The sequence below is a fragment of the Aquimarina callyspongiae genome (assembly GCF_034322225.1).
Lineage (GTDB): Bacteria > Bacteroidota > Bacteroidia > Flavobacteriales > Flavobacteriaceae > Aquimarina.
Genome location: NZ_JAXLPA010000004.1, coordinates 185,747 through 205,640 on the forward strand (window position 1 = coordinate 185,747; position 19,894 = coordinate 205,640).

The 19,894-nt window shown below is 31.7% G+C and carries 23 protein-coding genes; 17 read left to right on the forward strand and 6 right to left on the reverse strand.

The genetic code is table 11. The annotated features are described in order from the left end of the window. Positions 1 to 2: 2 nt before the first annotated feature. Positions 3 to 929 carry a hypothetical protein gene (locus U0D62_RS17280; RefSeq protein WP_322288577.1) on the reverse strand — a complete coding sequence of 309 codons (927 nt, stop codon included), beginning with the start codon at positions 927 to 929 and terminating at the stop codon, positions 3 to 5. A 229-nt stretch (positions 930 to 1,158) separates the two neighbouring features. Here U0D62_RS17280 and U0D62_RS17285 point away from each other — a divergent pair, with 229 nt between their 5' ends. After that, positions 1,159 to 2,454 (forward strand): NAD(P)/FAD-dependent oxidoreductase, encoded by a 1,296-nt coding sequence (locus U0D62_RS17285; RefSeq protein ID WP_322288578.1) that lies wholly within the window; start codon positions 1,159 to 1,161, stop codon positions 2,452 to 2,454. A 10-nt stretch (positions 2,455 to 2,464) separates the two neighbouring features. On the opposite strand, the gene U0D62_RS17290 is transcribed toward U0D62_RS17285, so the two are convergent. Further along, on the reverse strand, positions 2,465 to 3,190 hold the full coding sequence (locus tag U0D62_RS17290) for a GLPGLI family protein (RefSeq protein WP_322288579.1): 726 nt from the start codon (positions 3,188 to 3,190) through the stop codon (positions 2,465 to 2,467). A gap of 104 nt (positions 3,191 to 3,294) precedes the next feature. Further along, positions 3,295 to 4,443: an amidohydrolase family protein gene (locus U0D62_RS17295; protein ID WP_322288580.1), complete on the reverse strand. Its 1,149-nt coding sequence runs from the start codon at positions 4,441 to 4,443 to the stop codon at positions 3,295 to 3,297. A 255-nt stretch (positions 4,444 to 4,698) separates the two neighbouring features. On the opposite strand from U0D62_RS17295, the gene U0D62_RS17300 reads away from it, so the two are divergent. From U0D62_RS17300 to U0D62_RS17365, 14 genes are all read left to right on the forward strand, one after another. Next, on the forward strand, positions 4,699 to 6,852 hold the full coding sequence (locus U0D62_RS17300) for a TonB-dependent receptor (RefSeq protein WP_322288581.1): 2,154 nt from the start codon (positions 4,699 to 4,701) through the stop codon (positions 6,850 to 6,852). Between the two features lie 22 nt (positions 6,853 to 6,874). Beyond that, positions 6,875 to 7,300 (forward strand): DUF2141 domain-containing protein, encoded by a 426-nt coding sequence (locus tag U0D62_RS17305; RefSeq protein WP_322288582.1) that lies wholly within the window; start codon positions 6,875 to 6,877, stop codon positions 7,298 to 7,300. Between the two features lie 134 nt (positions 7,301 to 7,434). Continuing rightward, a complete protein-coding gene (locus U0D62_RS17310) occupies positions 7,435 to 8,058 on the forward strand; it encodes a hypothetical protein (RefSeq protein ID WP_322288583.1) in 624 nt (207 codons plus the stop codon). 76 nt (positions 8,059 to 8,134) lie between these two features. Then, entirely contained in the window at positions 8,135 to 9,496 is a 1,362-nt protein-coding gene (locus U0D62_RS17315; RefSeq protein ID WP_322288584.1) for a 2TM domain-containing protein, read from the forward strand. Then, complete coding sequence (locus U0D62_RS17320) at positions 9,489 to 9,821, forward strand: 2TM domain-containing protein (protein WP_322288585.1); 333 nt, start codon at positions 9,489 to 9,491, stop codon at positions 9,819 to 9,821. The genes U0D62_RS17315 and U0D62_RS17320 overlap by 8 nt, the downstream gene beginning before the upstream one ends. Positions 9,822 to 9,865: 44 nt before the next feature. Further along, positions 9,866 to 10,177 (forward strand): 2TM domain-containing protein, encoded by a 312-nt coding sequence (locus U0D62_RS17325; RefSeq protein ID WP_322288586.1) that lies wholly within the window; start codon positions 9,866 to 9,868, stop codon positions 10,175 to 10,177. A 45-nt stretch (positions 10,178 to 10,222) separates the two neighbouring features. After that, positions 10,223 to 10,537 carry a 2TM domain-containing protein gene (locus U0D62_RS17330; RefSeq protein WP_322288587.1) on the forward strand — a complete coding sequence of 105 codons (315 nt, stop codon included), beginning with the start codon at positions 10,223 to 10,225 and terminating at the stop codon, positions 10,535 to 10,537. Positions 10,538 to 10,646: 109 nt separating this feature from the next. Then, on the forward strand, positions 10,647 to 11,780 hold the full coding sequence (locus U0D62_RS17335; RefSeq protein WP_322288588.1) for an amidohydrolase family protein: 1,134 nt from the start codon (positions 10,647 to 10,649) through the stop codon (positions 11,778 to 11,780). Positions 11,781 to 11,800: 20 nt separating this feature from the next. Further along, positions 11,801 to 12,556 carry a LytR/AlgR family response regulator transcription factor gene (locus U0D62_RS17340; RefSeq protein WP_322288589.1) on the forward strand — a complete coding sequence of 252 codons (756 nt, stop codon included), beginning with the start codon at positions 11,801 to 11,803 and terminating at the stop codon, positions 12,554 to 12,556. Between the two features lie 127 nt (positions 12,557 to 12,683). Next, positions 12,684 to 14,297 (forward strand): tetratricopeptide repeat protein, encoded by a 1,614-nt coding sequence (locus tag U0D62_RS17345; protein WP_322288590.1) that lies wholly within the window; start codon positions 12,684 to 12,686, stop codon positions 14,295 to 14,297. Positions 14,298 to 14,442: 145 nt separating this feature from the next. Beyond that, positions 14,443 to 14,604, forward strand: a complete 162-nt coding sequence (locus U0D62_RS17350; RefSeq protein WP_322288591.1) for a hypothetical protein — start codon at positions 14,443 to 14,445, stop codon at positions 14,602 to 14,604. Positions 14,605 to 14,809: 205 nt separating this feature from the next. After that, positions 14,810 to 14,962 carry a hypothetical protein gene (locus U0D62_RS17355; RefSeq protein ID WP_322288592.1) on the forward strand — a complete coding sequence of 51 codons (153 nt, stop codon included), beginning with the start codon at positions 14,810 to 14,812 and terminating at the stop codon, positions 14,960 to 14,962. Between the two features lie 65 nt (positions 14,963 to 15,027). Next, positions 15,028 to 15,228: a hypothetical protein gene (locus U0D62_RS17360; protein WP_322288593.1), complete on the forward strand. Its 201-nt coding sequence runs from the start codon at positions 15,028 to 15,030 to the stop codon at positions 15,226 to 15,228. A 136-nt stretch (positions 15,229 to 15,364) separates the two neighbouring features. Further along, complete coding sequence (locus tag U0D62_RS17365; RefSeq protein ID WP_322288594.1) at positions 15,365 to 15,547, forward strand: hypothetical protein; 183 nt, start codon at positions 15,365 to 15,367, stop codon at positions 15,545 to 15,547. Between the two features lie 100 nt (positions 15,548 to 15,647). Here U0D62_RS17365 and U0D62_RS17370 read toward each other — a convergent pair whose 3' ends face one another. Beyond that, positions 15,648 to 16,010, reverse strand: a complete 363-nt coding sequence (locus U0D62_RS17370; protein ID WP_322288595.1) for a lactonase family protein — start codon at positions 16,008 to 16,010, stop codon at positions 15,648 to 15,650. A 33-nt stretch (positions 16,011 to 16,043) separates the two neighbouring features. Between U0D62_RS17370 and U0D62_RS17375 the strand changes: the two genes are divergently transcribed. Both U0D62_RS17375 and U0D62_RS17380 read left to right on the forward strand, forming a co-directional pair. After that, positions 16,044 to 16,340: a hypothetical protein gene (locus tag U0D62_RS17375; protein WP_322288596.1), complete on the forward strand. Its 297-nt coding sequence runs from the start codon at positions 16,044 to 16,046 to the stop codon at positions 16,338 to 16,340. A gap of 33 nt (positions 16,341 to 16,373) precedes the next feature. Then, positions 16,374 to 16,883 (forward strand): hypothetical protein, encoded by a 510-nt coding sequence (locus tag U0D62_RS17380; protein WP_322288597.1) that lies wholly within the window; start codon positions 16,374 to 16,376, stop codon positions 16,881 to 16,883. A 264-nt stretch (positions 16,884 to 17,147) separates the two neighbouring features. On the opposite strand, the gene U0D62_RS17385 is transcribed toward U0D62_RS17380, so the two are convergent. After that, on the reverse strand, positions 17,148 to 18,518 hold the full coding sequence (locus U0D62_RS17385) for a lactonase family protein (RefSeq protein ID WP_322288598.1): 1,371 nt from the start codon (positions 18,516 to 18,518) through the stop codon (positions 17,148 to 17,150). Positions 18,519 to 18,974: 456 nt separating this feature from the next. Further along, positions 18,975 to 19,778: a lysophospholipid acyltransferase family protein gene (locus U0D62_RS17390; protein WP_322288599.1), complete on the reverse strand. Its 804-nt coding sequence runs from the start codon at positions 19,776 to 19,778 to the stop codon at positions 18,975 to 18,977. Positions 19,779 to 19,894: the final 116 nt, after the last annotated feature.

Here is a 19,894-nt window from a genome sequence, read left to right on the forward strand (position 1 = left end):
AACTATTGTTTTAAAAGTGCTTTTTGGATATCTTCCTTCTTATAGCCTATTGTCGTTAACACCTCAATGGTATCGTATACTACTGGGTTTCTATAAGCTTCAAAAGGCATCTCTATTTTTTCAGCAATAGGTTTTCCTCCAGAAGTCAACTTCATTTTTCTGGTTTCTGATGAGTCTATATCAGGATCTTCATTGGTCCAGGATCCTCTGGATCTATCTAAACTAGCTAAATCTCTAAGCGCATCCCCATATGTTATGTTCTCTATTCTTTCTTTATGCTTTTCGGCCAGGCTTTCGTAGAGTTTTCTTAAAGTTTCAATATCAAATTCTCCCAATTCTTTTAATACTTCAAAAGAAGCAGCAAGTGTACTTAATGATAAGAATGTATCTGCATTGATAAGTGCTTTATGCTTAAGGTCAACTCTTGGAGGTAGTATCTCATTAATAGCTCCTCTAAGATTTGCTCTTGTGGTAGCTCCTTGTATTGCAGAAATTATAAGTTCTCCTACCACTACTGCTGCAATACCTCCAGCTACACGCCCTAGAGTTATCCATTTAGGAAAGCCCACCAATCGAGAAAGTGCTGCTGGTCCAATAGCTCCTTTTCTTAATAAATAAGCTACCGCCGCTTTTCCTAGTGCTTTATATGCCAAAGAAAAAGTTAACATCCCTACAACAGTCTCTGCTAAATAAAAAGCCACTTTCACACCTTCAAACTCAAACTCAACTTCTTCTAATTCTGGAAGTGGTTCGCCAAGTATTGCCAGTAGATCAGAAAATCGTTCGTTTACCTCTTCTGCCTTTTTTTGTATCCGATCAAAAGTAGAAGATACATCATACGTTAAAGAAGCAATATCATTGGCTACCTCTTCTACTCTATGGTATCGTTCTTTATTATTTGGGTATAAAACATCATCAAAAAGTCCCATATTAAATCTATTTTATTGTAATACCTACTCTATTTGGTTTTCGGTTTCCCCTCTATGCCGACTTATCAAAGATGACGTAATTCTATTATGAATAAAAGACTGTAAATCCGGTATTTCAAAAAAGAGGGTAAACACTTATAACAATGTTGATTTTACCTATAAGATTTATAGTATTTCTGTAGGGTATATTATTTTATCATTTTACCTTTGTAAAACAACAATACAACATATGAATATACCTAGTAGTAATCTACCCAGACTGGTAATTATTGGTGGTGGTTTTGGCGGAGTTTCTTTAGCCAGAAAAATGATTAAAGAAGAGGTGCAACTTGTGCTATTAGACAGGCACAATTATCACACTTTTCAACCACTACTCTATCAAGTATCAACTTCTTCATTAGAGCCTGATTCTATTGCTTATCCGTTGAGAAAAATTATAAAAAAAGGTAAAAACGCCTATTTCAGAATGGCCGAAGTAGCGTCTATTGATCCTGATGATCAAAAAATCCATACAAATATCGGAAGCATATCATACGACTACCTCGTTATTGCTACAGGTGCTCGTACCAATTTCTTTGGCAATACAGCTATCGAAAACAATGCGATGCGTATGAAGAATCTTCCACAAGCATTAAACCTTAGAAGTTTAATGTTAGAAAATCTGGAGCAGGCAGTTATTACTACTGATCATGAAAAGCGAAAAGAACTTCTCAATTTTGTACTGGCTGGAGCAGGTCCAACAGGAGTTGAACTTGCAGGTGGTATTGCAGAACTTAAGCTTAATGTACTCCCTAAAGACTATCCTGATATGGATTTTAGTGATATGGAAGTTCATTTAATTGAAGGTGCTGACCGGGTTTTACCACCTATGAGTACTAATGCATCAGAAAAAGCCGCTAAGTTTCTCAAAAAAATGGGGGTGCATATTCATTTAAGTACTCAAGTAACAAATTATGATAACAATCTTGTATCTACAAATACAGATCTGGAGATAAAAACAGCAACCTTTATTTGGTCCGCCGGAGTGACTGGAGCGCCTGTAAATGGGATCCAAGCAGAATCATTAATCCCAAGAGCTAATAGATATAAAGTCAATCAATTTAATCAAGTCAATGGATATGACAATATTTTTGCTGTTGGAGATATTGCCATAATGGAAACTGAAGCCTATCCTAAAGGTCATCCTATGGTAGCACAACCTGCAATACAACAGGGTAAACACCTAGCCAAAAACTTAAAATTGTATTTGAAAGGAAAGACGATGATTCCTTTTAAATATTTTGATAAAGGTTCTATGGCAACCATCGGCCGAAATAAAGCAGTGGTTGATTTAGGTAAATTTAAATTTGGTGGTTTCTTTGCCTGGTTTGTTTGGATGTTTATTCACTTATGGTTTTTGGTAGGTTTTAGAAATCGATTCGTTACATTTTTTAACTGGACCTACAACTATATCAATTATGATAAAGCAGCTCGATTAATCGTGAGACCTTTCAAAAATAAAACAGATGGAATAGAAAGGGTATAGTTTTCTTCTTTTAATTTTGAAGAAACTCCATCATCTCTTTATTTCCCATTTCTTCTCTTGTCATTTTTTTACCTTTGGTTGGAGGAGAGACTATAAAACCACCTATATCAAAGGTGATTTTATCAGCTTTAATGTTTAAATTATTTGATTGAATCTCTAAAATAAGACCTGGTAATCCCCAATAACCTATGGGACCATCATTAGTTGGGATATCTTCTGAATACCAAGCTGATATGACATTTTTTTCTCCATTAAGTCCGGTGGTATTATAAAAGGCTCTTTTACAAGAATATCCCTTAATAATTTTTGTCTCATCAGTAAGAGTCCAGTCATATTCTTTAAGGTTTTCTGATATTAAAACATCTTCGGGTCTATTTAAAAAATGTGTATGAATAGAACTCACTTTGGTCTTTGAATCAATATCCTTATAAATAACTGAATACTGTTTAGCGTTAATGTAGTTATTTGTATTAGTAACTCCATCAATAGTAGTTTGCTGAGATATACTATCATTTGTAATCTCATTCATAGGATAGTATAACGAACGTTTATCATCTATTCTTAAAACGTTATCTCGATACTCTTTCCTATAGGTAAAGACAGACTCACCCGGTTTTTCAGGATCAATACTTAAAATATCAACAGTCTTTATTTCTTGCTTATAGATTACCGTAATCTCTTGACTATTTCCTACAAATGCAGTTAAAACCGTCACCAATAATAATACAATTCTCATATGTTGTTTGATAAATTTACAACCGCAAAATAGTAAACTATTTGACAACCAAATGATTATATATTAACCTATTTCAAAACACCAACCTTAATATCTAGTATATATTAAGGAAATTTGGTTTGTAAAAACTTCTTTGCATTATGTTCTGCAATAAGCCAATATTCGTCATCTGTAAGATATCCTCTTAAGTCAATACCAAAACGACGTTCTCTATAATCCTTTTGCAACATATAAAAATCAGTACCAAACAGTACTTTCTCTTTAATAGGATACGTATTTGGTTTTCTTGAATGACTATTTACAAGGTTTTTAAGTAAAGGATATAGTTTATCATCAAAAACTGTAAAAGAGATATCGCTATACACATTTTTATGTTTTTCTATCAAATCTCTTATCTGAGAATACCAATCTTCTGCATCAGCCAGGTACTCAGGATCAAGATCTTTGCTAAGTTTAGGAGAATCCAAATATTTATCCCATTCTTCATTTCCTCCAAAATGAGCAATATTAACTTTTAAATCTGGAAAATCCTTTAGTAGTTCACGATACCAATGTGGATGATTTAAGTATTGAGCAAAATCATACTGCTTTCTTGCTTCTTTTTCATCAAAGGTCTTGATCTGTCTCGCTTGTAAAATCATTTCACTGGTGATCTTTGTTCTAAAATGATTTTTGTTTTTAGGAATACAGTGCGTAGTTATGGGTATCTGATGTTCTTCTGCATACCTCCAAACTGGATATAACCGCTTGTCTGTAGGAAAATATCCTAGTCCTGGATATAACTTAATTCCTGCAAAATCATGTTCTTCGATATACTCTTTTACCAAATCTAACAACCCATCACGTCTAGGATCTGCACATATAAAAGGTAATAAATTATCTTTATACTCAGGTCTTCTTTTTAAAGCGGCAAGGTCTTCTATTTGCTTTATAAAACCATACTTGGCTTTACCAGCTCCCATATAATCAAAATCTACCGAGAGTACTCCAAACTTAGCTGTACTGGGATAATACTCTCTCAATTCTTTATAAGCTTCTTCTTGTGATTTTTTTAATGCGGAATAAAAAAAAGCAGAATAGCGATTAATTGTCTTTTTTGCCACTGCCTGTCCCAATTTAGCCACCCATCTCTTTCTTGCCCAAGTAGTAGGAAATAGTTTACTCATAAAATATTTGGGTATATACTCCATTGTAAAAATATGTGTATGGATATTATGAATCACATAACTGGGTTTAGGTTTGGTCGTTGCCATAATGTGCTGTTTTTAAGAACGAAGTATCAAAGTACTACAATTAAAAACATAAAGTAAAGGGGGGAAATACCTGAATTTTAAGTGTTTATTGAAAATATATTATAATACAGTATTCTACATATTTTATTGTTTAAAATAACATTTCTTCTTATTTGCAATCCATCCTCTATTTTCTACAGTTGAGTAAGATTCAATTTCAATTTTTTAGCCCTTATGACACCTTTGCTACATCAATCACTAAAAAAACAGTATTACATGAAATCTACACTTACCATCATCGTATTATTTATCTTGAGTTCGTTAAAAGCGCAAACTACTATCAGTGGTAAAGTATCAGATCCTTCTGGAATAGCAATTACAGGAGCCAATATATATCTAGATGGAACATACGATGGAGCTTCTTCTGATGATAACGGAAATTTTTCATTTATCACATCAGAAACAGGAGAGCAAACTTTAATTATTTCATTTCTCTCCTTTGAAACGTACTCCTTAACTACTTCTGTAACCCAAATGAATGATTTACAAATAAAACTTAAGGAGGATGTAAATTCGTTGGGAAGTGTAATTTTAAATGCCGGAACTTTTTCTGCCGGAGATAACAGCAAAGCTTCAGTATTAAACCCATTAGATATTGTAACCACAGCCGGAGCCGCTGGAGATTATATTGGAGCATTTCAAACATTACCAGGCACCTCAACAGTGGCTGAAGATGGAAGATTATTTGTAAGAGGAGGTGATGCCAATGAAACGAATGTCTTTATCGATGGTTTACGCGTTTTTCAGCCCTTTAGTGCAACCGCAAATAACATACCTACTAGAGGACGATTTTCTCCTTTTCTATTCAAAGGCACCAACTTTTCTACTGGAGGCTACTCTGCAGAATATGGTGATGCTCTATCAAGCGTATTATTATTAAATACTATCGATGAACCAGAACAAGAAAAAACTGATCTATCCTTTATTAGTGTGGGGCTTGGTGTTGGAAATACACAAAAATGGAAAAATAACTCCTTAAGCATCAATGCTTTTTATCTTAATCTAAAACCATATCAAGAAATTATATCTCAAAGAGTAGATTGGATAAAACCATTTGAGTCATTATCTGGAGAAGCTGTATACCGTCATAAATTTAATAATGGGTTATTAAAAATTTATGGAGGACTTAATTACACAGATTTTGAGCTTATCCAAGAAGATATAAACGTTCCCGATGGAATCAATTTTGGGCTTACGAATAGAAATTTATATATGAACGGTTCTTATAAAGGAAGTTTAGGAAATGATTGGTCCATCAATTCGGGGATAAGTTTTGCTAATGACCACAATGATATAAAAATCAACAGCACTGTCGTTGATAATGACGATAATAGTTTTCACGGAAAAGTAAAATTAAAAAAGAGGTTTAGTAATCGATTTAAACTAAGTTTTGGAGCAGAACAATTTATAACCTCTTTTACTGAAGAAGCCGATGATCCTAATTTTGAAACCTTCCCGACTTCTTATAAAAATAATAGTACGGCAGCATTTACAGAAGCTAATATATTCTTTAGCAAAAAACTAGCTATGCAAGTTGGTATTAGAGGAGTTCATAATAGTTTATTAGAGTATACTAAAATTTCTCCACGTGCTTCATTAGCCTATAAAACATCCTCTACCTCACAAATATCTCTAGCATATGGAGATTTTTATCAAGCTCCACAACAAGATGTTTTAAAATATAACAGTACTCTGGACCCAGAAAAATCTTCACATTATATCTTGAACTATTTATATCAAAATAACGGAAGAACATTAAGAGCTGAGGCTTATTATAAATCTTATGACAACCTTGTTAAATTTGATACTAATCAACCTCTTTTCAATAGTCTTTACAATAGTAATGGCGATGGATACGCTACAGGTTTAGATATTTTCTGGAGAGATAACAAATCTTTTAAAAATTTAGAATATTGGATGAGCTACTCTTATCTTAAAACTGAACGTGACTACAGAAATTATCCTACAAAAGCAACACCCAATTTTGCCGCGGCACACAATCTTTCTCTAGTAACAAAGTATTGGATTCCGGATTGGAAATCTTTAGTAAGTGGTACTTATAATTTTGCTTCAGGAAGACCATATAATGATCCAAATACCGGTGTATTTCAAAATCAAAAAACCAAAACCTACAATAGCCTTAATTTTAGTTGGGCATATCTTCTTAGTCAACAAAAAATTCTATACTTCTCTGTTTCTAACGTACTTGGATTTAATAACGTTTTCAACTATCAATATGCCAATACTCCTAATGTAAACGGTGATTTTGCAAGGCGTGCAATCCGACCAACAGCAGATAGTTTTTTCATTGTAGGGTTCTTTTGGACCATAAGCGATAACAAAACTGATAATCAATTAGATAATTTATAATCATTAAATACATTAAACGACTATGAAAACCATACAATCAATATGTATACTAGTATTAACTATCATAATTACTACAATAAGTACAGCTCAAGAATCAAAACACGTCATAGAAGTTAATATCACAAATATCAAATCTGACACAGGTACTTTACAAATTGGATTATACAACAATAAAGAAAGTTTTTTAGGTAAACCTTATAAATCTATAAATGTAAAAGCTGTTAAAGGAAAGGTACAGGTTTATTTTGATAATGTCCCAGAGGGAGAATATGGAATATCATTATACCATGATAAAGACGGTAACAAAAAAATTAACACATTTCTAGGTATTCCTACAGAACCTTACGGAACTAGTAATAATGCAAAAGGAAGGTTTGGTCCTCCTAAATGGGAAGATGCAAAATTTACTTTATCAGATAATAAAGCAATTCAAAACATCAAATTATAAATCTTCATATTTATAAAACACCAGTTATTGTATCGGTTACATTTCATCCTAAAAAAAATACACTTCGGTCATAAATACTTTAAAGACACAGGTGTTCTGATGATATTTACACTATAAATCAAAATCAACAAACTATGAAAAAAATAATAATCATATTCGCTTTTTTTACTATCTCAATCACTCAAGCACAGAGTACATATGAGAAAGGAATGAATAAAGCTTTTGAATTGTGGAAAAACAGAGAAGTTGATCAGTCAATCAATTTATTTGAACGAATTGCAAAAGCCGAAAAAGAAAATTGGTTACCTTATTATTATGCAGCACAGGTTCATATCATAACCACATTTATGATCAAAGATGCAGAAGAAATTGAACTACGATTAAAAAAAGCACAGAACTATCTTAACGAAGCCAAAATCTTCTCAAAAGATAATGCCGAAATCTTGATTATGGAAGCTATGCTTAATACTGCTTATGTAGTCTCTAATCCCTCTGTTTATGGGATGACACATTCTGCAAAAGTCGAAGCTCTTTATACACAAGCTAAAGTTTTGGAGCCAGAAAACCCAAGAGCAACATTATACCATGCCGAATGGAAAATGGGTGGTGCAAAATTCTGGGGAAAGGACCCTAAAGACTTTTGTCCCGAAATAGAAAAAGCTATCTTGTACTTTGAAAAAGAATCTGACAATGATACACCTTTCTATCCAGATTGGGGTATGGATCAAGTAGAGAGGATTCAAAAAAATTGTGAATAAGAATTTATTAGGTGTAGTATATACAATAACTAAAAATTCACCTTACATTTCAAAATAAGAAACAAAAGCAATCCTTATGAAAAACATTAAAAATATAAAGTTACTTGTTATTGCTATCCTGTTAGTCACCGTAATAGTAGGTCTCATTAATTTTATTTTTTCAGGTTTTAAAATAGGGAGAATCAGCTCGATTGAATGGTGGGGCATTGCACTGATATATTCAACTGTTCTAACAGTATTAAACTCTACATATTTTGGTTTTATTAATAAACGTTATAGTTGGAAAGATCAAGGATTAAAAAAACTATTTATTGGAGCTGGTGGTGCTATAGTAGTTACTATTCTTGGGTATGCATTTTGTGAATATTTAGTTGCTGTAATAATATTAGAAAAACAAACAACCGTTGATTTTTTAGAGAGTCAATCGCCAGGAGATTATCTTTTTCCTCTTTTGTTTACAACTATAATATCATTATTTTTTCACGCATTCTATTTTTACAAAGAACTGCAAAAGCAAAAAATCACAGAACAAAAAATAATTGCTGGTACCGCTTCTGCTAAGTTTGCCGCGTTAAAAAACCAATTAGATCCTCATTTTTTATTCAATAGTCTTAATGTACTAACATCACTTATCGAGGAAAACCCAAGAATGGCGCAAAAATTCACCACTTCGCTTTCAAAGGTATATCGATATGTTTTAGAACAAAAAAATAAGGAATTGGTTACTATAGATGAAGAGCTAAATTTTGCAAAAACTTATATGACTTTGGTAAAGTTGCGTTTTGAGGATAGTATCATTTTTGATATTCCCGAAAAATCCTCTAATCCAGAAGCAAAAGTAGTTCCTCTTTCGCTTCAAATATTACTAGAAAATACGATAAAGCATAATATAGTGATGCCAGAAAAACCATTACATATTAAAATCTATGAAGAAGATGGGTTTCTGATTGTTGAGAACAACCTTCAACCCAAAGAAGTTATAAAACAAAGTAGTGGTGTTGGATTAGGTAATGTACAGCAGCGATATGCTTTACTAACCAAAAGAGAATTTACAGTATATAAAACAGGAAAAGCTTTTATCGCAAAGCTTCCAATACTAACAAAAAAAATAACATTTGTCGATATGGAAATTTCACAAAATATAGAAAGCATAAAAAGTATAAAATACGAACGAGCTAAAGATCGAGTAAAAAAAATGAAAGAGTTCTATGGTAACCTTACTTCCTATTGTATTGTAATACCGTTTTTAATATTTATCAATTATAAAACAACCGGGTTTGACATTCCTTGGTTTATCTTCCCTACGGCTGGATGGGGTATGGGATTATTTTTTCATTATGCAGAAGCCTTTGATTATCACCCAATATTTGGAAAAGGTTGGGAAAAGAAAAAAATTAAAGAATATATGACCGAATCTAAAAGAAAAGATTATGAATAGTGATAACGAACGTATCATATACGAAAAAGCAAAAAAACGAGTAGAAGAAGAAAAAGGGTTTTACATACATATTGTTGTTTATATAGTAATAAATCTCGCTCTATTCTTCTTTAAGCAAAGACTAGCTATCTTAATTGATCCTGAAGCTAATAACGAAGATTTTAGAATCTGGTGGAACTGGAGTAATATCATAACTCCTCTTGCCTGGGGAATTGGATTATTTTTTCACTGGTTATGGGCATTTAAAAAAACCATCTTATTCAATAACAATTGGGAAGAGAAAAAGATTAAGAAGATTATGGAAGAAGATGATATAATTCCTTAAACTAAAATCAGCAAATAAATTAACTAAGTAATACCATGTATACTATGAGAAATGCAGAAGAACAAAGACGATATGAACGTGCTAAAAAAAAGGTGCAGGAAGAAAAAGGGTTTTATGGTCATTTAACTGCCTATATTATTGTAAACGTCTTTTTACTATTTATTAATCTAGACTTTAGTAGTCGTGATTATACTGATTGGTCAGGCTGGAGCATTTTAATCACTCCTGTTTTATGGGGAATCGGATTATTTTTTCATTGGATAGGCGTTTTTGGTAAAAATCCTTTTTTTAGTAAAAATTGGGAAGAACGCAAGATCAAAGAAATCATGGAAGAAGAGGATGATTTCTTAAAATAAAATCAAACACTATTTCATCAATCATTTAAATAAAAACTAATCATCATGGAAAATTATAACGAACAAAAAAGATACGAACGTGCAAAAGAACGTGTAGATGAACTTAAGAAATTTTATAATAACTTAATTTCTTACATCATATTTATTGGCTTTCTTGCATTTGTAAATTACTATACTCTTGGCTGGAGTTGGAATGGATATTTATGGTTTTTATGGGCCGCTTTTGGTTGGGGAATTGGATTAGCATTTCATGCAGTCAAAGCATTTGGAATTAACCCTATGTATAATAAAGATTGGGAAGAACGTAAGATCAGAAAATATATGGAAGAAGAGGATAATGACAAACAGCTTTGGGAGTAAGTAAAATACAATCAGGATATGAAATAAGCCATAACAATCAGGTTGATACCCACTGATATGATTACATGGCGATTCTATTTGACCATTAAAAAACAATAAATACAAACAGATGAAAACATTCATCAATCTTATCATACTATTTTGGGTTACCGGGTTTACAGCACAAGAATCATTTGTTGTAAAAGATGTAACTTTATTTGATGGCGAAAAAGTAATTGAAAAAACTACTGTACTAGTTGAAAATGGTACGGTTGTCAAAATTGCCAAAACTATAAAAGCTAACGTCACTATTATTGAAGGGACTGGAAAATTTTTGATGCCAGCAATGACCAATGCCCATGTACATGCCTGGGCGCCAACAGCGTTAAAACAAGCTGCTCAAGCGGGAGTCTTAAATATTTTAGATATGCACGGCGTAGAACCTTATCAAGGAATGATGAAAGCTTTACGGGATTCAACTAATTACGCTCGTTTTTATGTTGCTGGATATGCTGCAACAGCACCAGAAGGGCATGGTACTCAATATGGCTTTCCTGTACCAACACTCTCTAAGCCTGAAGATGCTAAGCAATTTATAGAAGATCGTATAAAAGCCAATGTTGATCATATAAAAATTATTGTAGAACCCTGGAAACCTACATTATCTCATGAAACCGTAAAAGCTATTATAGAAGAAGGACATGAAAACAACAAAACAGTAGTAGTACACATATCCAAAGTAGCTGATGCCTATGAGGTATTAAACAATAATGCTGATGGACTTGTACATATCTGGACAGATCAAGCAATTACAGAAGTACAACTTAAAAAACTAACCGAAAACAAAGATTTCTTTGTTATTCCAACCCTACTAACTAATGTTCTGGTTCAAAAGGTATTTTTAAAAAAAACCGATCAGGAAGTTTTAGAAAAGGAAAAATTTCTCAAAAAAGAAGTTAAAAAATTATATGATGCAGGAGTTCCCATCTTAGCAGGTACCGATCCTCCTAATGCTAATATTAATCATGGAACTGATCTTTATAAAGAACTAATTTTAATCTCAGAAGCTGGAGTTCCTAATATAGATGTTTTAAAAGGAGCTACCTCCTATCCTGCTGATCGTTTTAAATTGGAAAAATTAGGGTATATCAAAGAAGGATACAGTGCAGATATGCTTCTACTCACCAAAAATCCAATAGAAAACATCAAAAATATAAAAACTATAAATACTGTTTGGAAAGCAGGAAAAAAAGTGCAATTATAAAATCCATATTTTATTAAATAATGAACGTACTAATTATTGAAGACGAAAAACCCGCAGCACGAAGACTCAATAGAATGCTTGGTGACCTGGATTTAAAAGTAAATACAATGCTACATTCTGTAAGTGAATCTATTGAGTGGTTTAGCAATAATGAACATCCAGATCTTATATTTCTTGACATACAATTAAGTGATGGCTTATCTTTTGAAATATTTGATACTGTAGCGATTAAAAGCGCCATAATATTTACTACTGCTTATGACGAATATGCTTTAAAAGCCTTTAAACTAAATAGTATTGATTATTTGTTAAAACCAATTGATGATGATGAGCTTGAAGCTGCTATAAAAAAGTATAAAGAACAACTACCTGAGAAAAAACAAATCCAGGTAGATTTTGAAGATATCAAGAAATTATTGGTCAATCCGATAGATCGAACCTATAAAAAACGGTATACCGCTCGTGTAGGGCAACATCTTAAAATATTTTCTGTAGAAAACATTGAATGCTTTTATTCAGAAAATAAAGGTACTTATTTACATACTAATGAAAATCGAAACTATCTAATAGACTCTACACTCGAATCTTTAGAAGAAGAATTAAATCCACAGCAATTTTTCAGGGTAAGTCGTAAATTTTATGTAAATATCAACGCTATCAAAGATATTATCTCTTATACCAACTCCAGGCTTAAAATAAAACTAAATCATTTTGATGAGCAAGAAATTATTGTTGCAAGAGAACGAGTAAAAGATTTTAAAGAGTGGTTAGAATAGTTAATCTAATAAATATTGTTTCCTTTCTAAAAAGAAATTATTGTTAACTAATGCACCTCGTATTGATTAGGTAACGTATAGAAAAATAAAAGTTTACTTATTTTTGACAATACACACACCTATCAATATGATAATTCGTAACACCTTGTTAAGTAATAATTTCTTTTTATTTATTGCATTACTAAATTTTTTCTTTGTTTCTGCCCAGGATAATGATATTCAAGATGCTTTGGAGTATATCGAGCAGGCAAATATATTTTATGGAGAAGAAGAATATGAAAAAAGCCTGTCTTATTATAATAAAGCAGAACAACTAATTAAGGCATTACATAATGACTCTTTACTATCAATTGTGTATACCAGAAAAGGTCATGTGCATTTAAGAGATGGAAAAAATAAAGACGCTCTTAATGCTTATTCAAAAGCCTTAGAAACTAATGAGTTAACAGGTTATAAAGAAATTGAAATTAAAGCTAATTCTGGACTCATTGTTATTCTAAAAAGAATGAACAGATTAGATAGAGCTCTAAAAACAGCACATCGTTCACTTCAATTAATCCCAAATACAAATCTTCATAAAAAAGGAGGGCATGCGAGTATTTTAATTCTAACTAGTGAAATATATCTAGCTAAAGAACAGTATGATTCTACTTTACATTATATAGAAAAGGCATTAGTAGTAAGTAAAGAGCTAAAGTACAAAGAAGCAATTTTGGATTTATATATTAAAAAAGGAATGGTATATTTTTATCAAAAAAAATATAATGAGTCTCTAACTTTTTTATTTAAATCCAATGATATTCTATCAGAGCAAAAGATTGAAAATAAATCCTTTCCTATAATTAACACTAATTATTTTATAGCCTCTTGTTACTATCATCAAAAACGTTATGATCAAGCCGTTGAGATATTAATAAATAGTATCAATAATTTTGAAGAAAATGATCTCTTTAAACCTCCAGCTATTCGATCTCATTTATTGTTAGCCAATTGTTATAATGAGCTAAAAGAATACGAAAAAGCAAATCTTTGGCGTAGCAAATATGTGACATTAAATGAATCTTATCAAAAAGATAAAGATCAAACCGTAGATATTATTCACGAGAAAGAAACAAATAAACTTCAAAAAGAAATAACGAGTCTTAAAGAAAATCAAATTATTGATCAAGGGGAAAAAAAACAAGTATTCTGGATTCTTTTGCTTACCTCAACAGCATTAATTGGTATTGTGTTTATCTACATCAAAAAGCAAAAATCTAATAAAACTTTGTTTGATAAATTGGTGAAAGAAATTAATGATTTAGAATCTTCCAAACACTCGATTAGTAATAAAAAAGAGTCATCTAAAGAAGTAATCATCGATGATCAAAAAATCAATGAAATTATCAAAGGGATAGAAAAACTTGAAGTTCAGGAATATTTTTTAAAATCTGAGTGCAATTTAAGGTCAATGGCCAAAAAACTTAAAACCAATGCAACATATCTATCTAAAGTAATAAACATCCACAAAGAGAAAAACTTTACCGATTACATAAATGATCTTAGAATTGATTACGTTTTAAAAAGATTAAAGGAAGATAAAAAATTCAGATCATTTTCTATCCAATCCATCGCTTCTGAGGTTGGATATAAGAGTAGTTATTCACTAGTAAAGCATTTTAAAGCAAAAACAGGCATCAATCCATCTTATTATATCAAACATCTTGAAAAACAGAATGTAAGCGATAAGATCAATGTATAACTCATGACTATTTTAAACAATTTAGCCATGTATGATTATTAATACTCTTAAGAATAAAATATATTTCTAACGAAATACATTGTCTTATTTCAATTTGATTTTGTAAAACTGAAAAAGACTTAACTAACCATTAAATATTTTTAAGATGAAAAAAGAAGGACAACCGAGAATCAATCTAAAGAAACTAAGAATAGCAAGGATCAGCACTGATTCTATGAAAAAGATAGAAGGAGGAAGTTCTGTTTTAACTAGTGCGGTCTATGAACAAAATGGTCATATAATCGATTATTGTTATAACGAAAAATAAATTTATTTTTTCAAAACATATATTACCCTGCCAAAGTGCAGGGTTTTTTTATGGCTATTTTGTTCAAAATGGTCATACTTCATTTTTAATACCTCTGGTTACCATCTACTTTAGTGTGAGAATCAAAAACATCCTTAGCGAATGATTTTGATCAAGGGGTAACCGAAAACCTTATATACAGAGTAGGTAATCAAAACATATAATCATGCTTAATAACATTTTAGATTTAAAAGGAGTAACAACATTAAACAAAAAAGAACAACAAACTATCAAAGCTGGAACATACTATGGTGATCAATGTCTTAGTCTTTGTAGCGGGCGTTGTTCCTTTGGACGTTGTTTTGAGCAAATAGATTAAATATTATCATTCTAAGAATCAATCTTAGTTTTTTTCATTGTATTTCTAACTTAAAACGTCAAAAAATGATTCATGAAATTTTAAACATAAACGGAATTACAGTTCTAAAAAAGAAACATCAAAAATCCATTCAAGGAGGTACTTATGGCTGTCAAAACGTAGCTAGAAAATGTACAGAAGATAGTGATTGCTGTTCTGGAAATTGTGGTGTAGAAAGAATTATAAACGGAAACGTTGTCACACTTTCTATATGTTCATTTACCTAAATATTGAACATTATTTTTTTGAACAAACGGGGATAAAATCTAAAAGTCAGGAATTTTTCTAATTGGAAATAGACAGAAAACAGCAACTGTCTTAAAACGTTTGCAACACTATTAAAAACAATTAATTTCTAAAAAAATGAAAAAATTAATGCAATTAAAAGGTGCTCAAGTATTAAATAAAAAAGAGCAAAAATCTATTACTGGAGGAAACACGGGTATGATATGTTATAGTCATTCAGATTGTGATGTATTAAGTTCAATACCTGGTTTCGAATACGAGGAATTCTTTTGTTTTTGGGGGCATTGTCAAATAGCATAATTGCTTTTTTAATGACCATATAATAAATATAAAAAAAAGCCAGGAGATACCACACTCTCCTGGCTTCGGGGAAAAACAATAATTAATAAAACAACTATTATTATATTGCTACAATACCTTGGGTATTAGTATCTGGAAGATTTCCTGATTCTTCTCCGATAAATTCTAGATTTTGACCATTAACTCTGTAAATTCCTATGGTACCATCTAAACCATATAATTGATACAAGAACTGTCCATCATCAGAGATCCACATATCGATCCATCCATCTGTACTTGCAAAAGCATCAGGACCGTTATCCGCTCCTCCCGTACCGGTTCCCTGAGCAGCAGTTTGATCTAATAAAGTCACTGTTCCGTTATTAAAACTATAGGATGCTAATCCAGCTTCTATAGCATTAGAAACAAAGAACGTATTTCCATCAGCAGTAAAATCTAACCAGCAAGTCAGAGCTATTTTCATTTTAATGGAGGAAAATGATTATTCCTTGGACATGTGCTTGACGAAGAAAAAAACATTTTAAGAATAGATATTGACCTTGTTAACGACATAGAAAACTTAAAAAACAGTGAATCATTTAGGGAAGAAATCGGTTTTCTAATTGCAGTTACCATTCTACATGAATATGTTCATTTTGGTGATACAGTTTATGGAAATAATTTTTGGAGTAACGAGTTTTTTGAGGATCGTATCGAAGAAAATGAAGCTGGCATTCTTTTTGAAGAAGCTGTTTTTGGAGATACAGTTTGGAGATCTAATGTTGGAATAATTTTACGAAATTTTGGATGGTAATCTTAATATGTTTTAATAATTAAATCATTGAAAATGAAAAGAATTATAGTTTTTACAATAGTGTTTACAAGTTTTTTCTTCTGTAATGGACAAAAAAGCAATTGTACAGAAATAGCATTGTATAATTTAGTTTTTAAAGATTTGGAGCTCTATCAAAAAAAAGCGGTTAAAATTGAAGTTGGTTATACTCCTACAAAATCGGTAGTTGATATAATACAACGACTAGACATATATGATACAAAAAACATTGTGTCCTTTAAAAATGTATTATCAACAGATTATTCTGATTGCAACCAATTACAAGAAGCATTAAAATCTATTTTAGATCAAAAAAAAATTAAAGAAAATGGAAGATACATTTCATATAACTTTTCTAGTTTAATTACTATTTCAGAATCAGAAAAATGTATTTTAATGAACACTGCTGTCAGAAATAAAAATCATAAAGGTGGTAAAGCTATAGGAGATGAAGTACTTTTTATACTTAAAAAGGAACTCGATACTTGGAAGGTGACAAATAAACAATCTTTAGGATCTTATTAAAACTAATATTCAACTTAGCTTTAGAAAAAAGTAGAACCATAATCAATTTAAATTGTTTATTAGTTTTACTGTTTTTTTTAGAATATAACAACTATGTCAACTAAAGTAAAGATGCACTTGTCTTGAATAATGATTTGATCTGTAAAAGTTAAACTTTTCGGTTAAAAGCTACTACTACTCAAATCGATTTAACATTAAAAAAGCCAGGAGATACCATACTCTCCTGGCTTCGGGGAAAAACAATAATTAATAAAACAACTATTATTATATTGCTACAATACCTTGGGTATTAGTATCTGGAAGATTTCCTGATTCTTCTCCGATAAATTCTAGATTTTGACCATTAACTCTGTAAATTCCTATGGTACCATCTAAACCATATAATTGATACAAGAACTGTCCATCATCAGAGATCCACATATCGATCCATCCATCTGTACTTGCAAAAGCATCAGGACCGTTATCCGCTCCTCCAGTTCCAGTTCCCTGAGCAGCAGTTTGATCTAATAAAGTCACTGTTCCGTTATTAAAACTATAGGATGCTAATCCAGCTTCTATAGCATTAGAAACAAAGAACGTATTTCCATCAGCAGTAAAATCTAACCAGCAAGCAGTTCTACCAGTATTTCCTATTCCGGATCTAACATCTGTACTTATTGCTGTTAAACTACCATCTCCTTGTATTTGCCAGGTAGAAACAGAACCATCTTGTAAAGCCGGAAACGCAGGAGGTGTCCCATCCGGTTGAAACTCTCTGGCTTCTGTAACCACTACATAATTATTTCCTACAATCTGAAATCCAATTGCAGAAGGTAAGTTTCTTCCTTCTGTATTTCCTCTTAATGTTGATGTAACTCCATCAATTTGACTAGCAGATAATGTTCCGTCTGCATTAACCCCATAGATTACGAGTTCATCTTCACTACCTGATGCTAATGCTGCAGCCCCAGAATTAATTGAAGCTACTACTAGCCAGTTTCCATCTGGAGAAAACTGAACCGCAGAAGGTCTATTGGCTAAGTTTCTCGTAGAGCCTGCTATAGCAGACAAGGTTCCGTCTTCTAACAACCAAAAACCAGTTACTGTACCTTGTTGTGCAGGCTCACCGGCAGCCAAGAATTCTGCTCTTGTAATATTTGAAACATATACTATTCCTTTTACACCATCAGCATTACTCGAAGTATAAGCAATACTATTAGGGCCTATAGCACCGGTAGGTTGAGGAGAACCTGCAGCGACTATAGAAAAATCATCCTGAATATTGAATGAGGTAATAGTATTACTTCCTGCATTTACTGCTAATAAATTTTTATTATCATCTGTTTTTGCAAGAGCATATGCCGAAATAAGGGGATCTAGTCCTTCTCCGCCATCATAATCACCTCCATTACCACCTGTTGCAACAGGACCAATAGGCGTTAATGTACCGTCTGTATTTCTACCATAAGTAATGATAGTATTAGGACCTTGAATATTTGTTCCTGCTACCTGACCGTTTCCATTAGTCATTGCATAAACGGCTCCAACAAAATTATTACCTCCATCTGTAATTATAGTATCATCATCATCACTACATGATGAATAGACCAGGGCTATAATCAAAAGCGCAAATAAATTTAATTTGAAAGTTTTCATTTTCTTTTTTGAGTTTTAAGTTAATGTTCATCTATTACCTAAAAAATGAGTTGTACAATCTCTAAGTTTGTGTTTAACACGTAACAACCACTTACAACTTATTAGGTTTTGCACATTATGAATTCGGCCGAAAATATGATGTGAGGATCAAGAAGAACGCAATGTTATCATTGCATTTCTTAACTATAATTTGGTTCGGAAGTTCCTTTTTTAACTTACATTAAGAAAAAAGGCGAACTAGTATAAAAAAAAGAGAGAGTAATAATGACACTACACCCAGTCAACTAATAATCAATTAGTTATAAATACTAATGAAATTAAAGAGCAGAATAAAGAAAAAGAAAGAAAGTAACACTTTATCAAAGTTTTAACAAACCTATAAGAAAGCAATAACGTTTTAAAAAGCGCCTAAATGTAAGCTACCTAACAAAAGAAAGAAAAAAGTCCTATACTATATTAATACTCCCACTGTCGTTTTTTATTAAGCTCTTCTTGTGCTTCTAATTCTGCTTGCGGAATCACTTTTAGGAAAGATGGATGTTGTTCTATAGCATATTCTAGTTTCTCCACAATGTCATCTATAGAATCATTATCATAATCTACATCCAAAGGAGGTTTGATAACCATAGATTGTAAAATACCTTTCTTTTTAATTACCACCCCTTTTTTATCAAAAGATCTTCTAAAACCATCTATTACAATTGGAATAACGATAGGTCTATATTTTCTTATTATATGAGCAGTTCCTTTTCTGATAGGTTTAAATGGTTTGGTGGTACCTTGCGGAAATGTGATTACCCAGCCATCTTCAAGGGCTCTTGAAATATTAGTGATATCACTCATTTTTACCTGACGGTTGACATCTTTGCCTTTCTCTCTCCAGGTGCGCTCTACAGTAATTGCTCCCGCATATGATAATATTCTTGCCAGTAAACCTGCATTCATAGTTTCTTTGGCAGCTACATAATAAAGGTTAAGTTTAGGTTTCCATAAATATCCTACATTTTTTATAGAATCAGTACGACCACTTAAACTAGCGTTAAATACGTGAAACATTGCTACAACATCAGCAAAATAGGTTTGATGATTAGAAACAAACAAGACACCGTTATCCGGAAGATCCTTAAAAATTTCACTTCCTTCTATCTTAAGTTCATTAAACCCTCTATAGCGTCTATGCGTCATGGTACCCATAATACGGATAAGCCATTTTTTTAAAAATAATATATGACCAAAAGGATTTCTCTTAAACAATCCCATAAATAATTCTAATTTAGAATAAATTTGATATTAGCGCTCATCAAAAATCATTAAACACAATCTATCTTACTGATTTTCAATTAAATTAATAACAAATAATGAAATAACATATAAAA

What these genes read in the sequence shown, in the direction of transcription:
- U0D62_RS17280 (WP_322288577.1), bottom strand. Translation starts at nt 929, where the DNA reads ATGGGACTTTTTGATGATGTTTTATACCCAAATAATAAAGAACGATAC.
- U0D62_RS17285 (WP_322288578.1), top strand. Translation starts at nt 1,159, where the DNA reads ATGAATATACCTAGTAGTAATCTACCCAGACTGGTAATTATTGGTGGT.
- U0D62_RS17290 (WP_322288579.1), bottom strand. Translation starts at nt 3,190, where the DNA reads ATGAGAATTGTATTATTATTGGTGACGGTTTTAACTGCATTTGTAGGA.
- U0D62_RS17295 (WP_322288580.1), bottom strand. Translation starts at nt 4,443, where the DNA reads ATGGCAACGACCAAACCTAAACCCAGTTATGTGATTCATAATATCCAT.
- U0D62_RS17300 (WP_322288581.1), top strand. Translation starts at nt 4,699, where the DNA reads ATGAAATCTACACTTACCATCATCGTATTATTTATCTTGAGTTCGTTA.
- U0D62_RS17305 (WP_322288582.1), top strand. Translation starts at nt 6,875, where the DNA reads ATGAAAACCATACAATCAATATGTATACTAGTATTAACTATCATAATT.
- U0D62_RS17310 (WP_322288583.1), top strand. Translation starts at nt 7,435, where the DNA reads ATGAAAAAAATAATAATCATATTCGCTTTTTTTACTATCTCAATCACT.
- U0D62_RS17315 (WP_322288584.1), top strand. Translation starts at nt 8,135, where the DNA reads ATGAAAAACATTAAAAATATAAAGTTACTTGTTATTGCTATCCTGTTA.
- U0D62_RS17320 (WP_322288585.1), top strand. Translation starts at nt 9,489, where the DNA reads ATGAATAGTGATAACGAACGTATCATATACGAAAAAGCAAAAAAACGA.
- U0D62_RS17325 (WP_322288586.1), top strand. Translation starts at nt 9,866, where the DNA reads ATGAGAAATGCAGAAGAACAAAGACGATATGAACGTGCTAAAAAAAAG.
- U0D62_RS17330 (WP_322288587.1), top strand. Translation starts at nt 10,223, where the DNA reads ATGGAAAATTATAACGAACAAAAAAGATACGAACGTGCAAAAGAACGT.
- U0D62_RS17335 (WP_322288588.1), top strand. Translation starts at nt 10,647, where the DNA reads ATGAAAACATTCATCAATCTTATCATACTATTTTGGGTTACCGGGTTT.
- U0D62_RS17340 (WP_322288589.1), top strand. Translation starts at nt 11,801, where the DNA reads ATGAACGTACTAATTATTGAAGACGAAAAACCCGCAGCACGAAGACTC.
- U0D62_RS17345 (WP_322288590.1), top strand. Translation starts at nt 12,684, where the DNA reads ATGATAATTCGTAACACCTTGTTAAGTAATAATTTCTTTTTATTTATT.
- U0D62_RS17350 (WP_322288591.1), top strand. Translation starts at nt 14,443, where the DNA reads ATGAAAAAAGAAGGACAACCGAGAATCAATCTAAAGAAACTAAGAATA.
- U0D62_RS17355 (WP_322288592.1), top strand. Translation starts at nt 14,810, where the DNA reads ATGCTTAATAACATTTTAGATTTAAAAGGAGTAACAACATTAAACAAA.
- U0D62_RS17360 (WP_322288593.1), top strand. Translation starts at nt 15,028, where the DNA reads ATGATTCATGAAATTTTAAACATAAACGGAATTACAGTTCTAAAAAAG.
- U0D62_RS17365 (WP_322288594.1), top strand. Translation starts at nt 15,365, where the DNA reads ATGAAAAAATTAATGCAATTAAAAGGTGCTCAAGTATTAAATAAAAAA.
- U0D62_RS17370 (WP_322288595.1), bottom strand. Translation starts at nt 16,010, where the DNA reads ATGAAAATAGCTCTGACTTGCTGGTTAGATTTTACTGCTGATGGAAAT.
- U0D62_RS17380 (WP_322288597.1), top strand. Translation starts at nt 16,374, where the DNA reads ATGAAAAGAATTATAGTTTTTACAATAGTGTTTACAAGTTTTTTCTTC.
- U0D62_RS17385 (WP_322288598.1), bottom strand. Translation starts at nt 18,518, where the DNA reads ATGAAAACTTTCAAATTAAATTTATTTGCGCTTTTGATTATAGCCCTG.
- U0D62_RS17390 (WP_322288599.1), bottom strand. Translation starts at nt 19,778, where the DNA reads ATGGGATTGTTTAAGAGAAATCCTTTTGGTCATATATTATTTTTAAAA.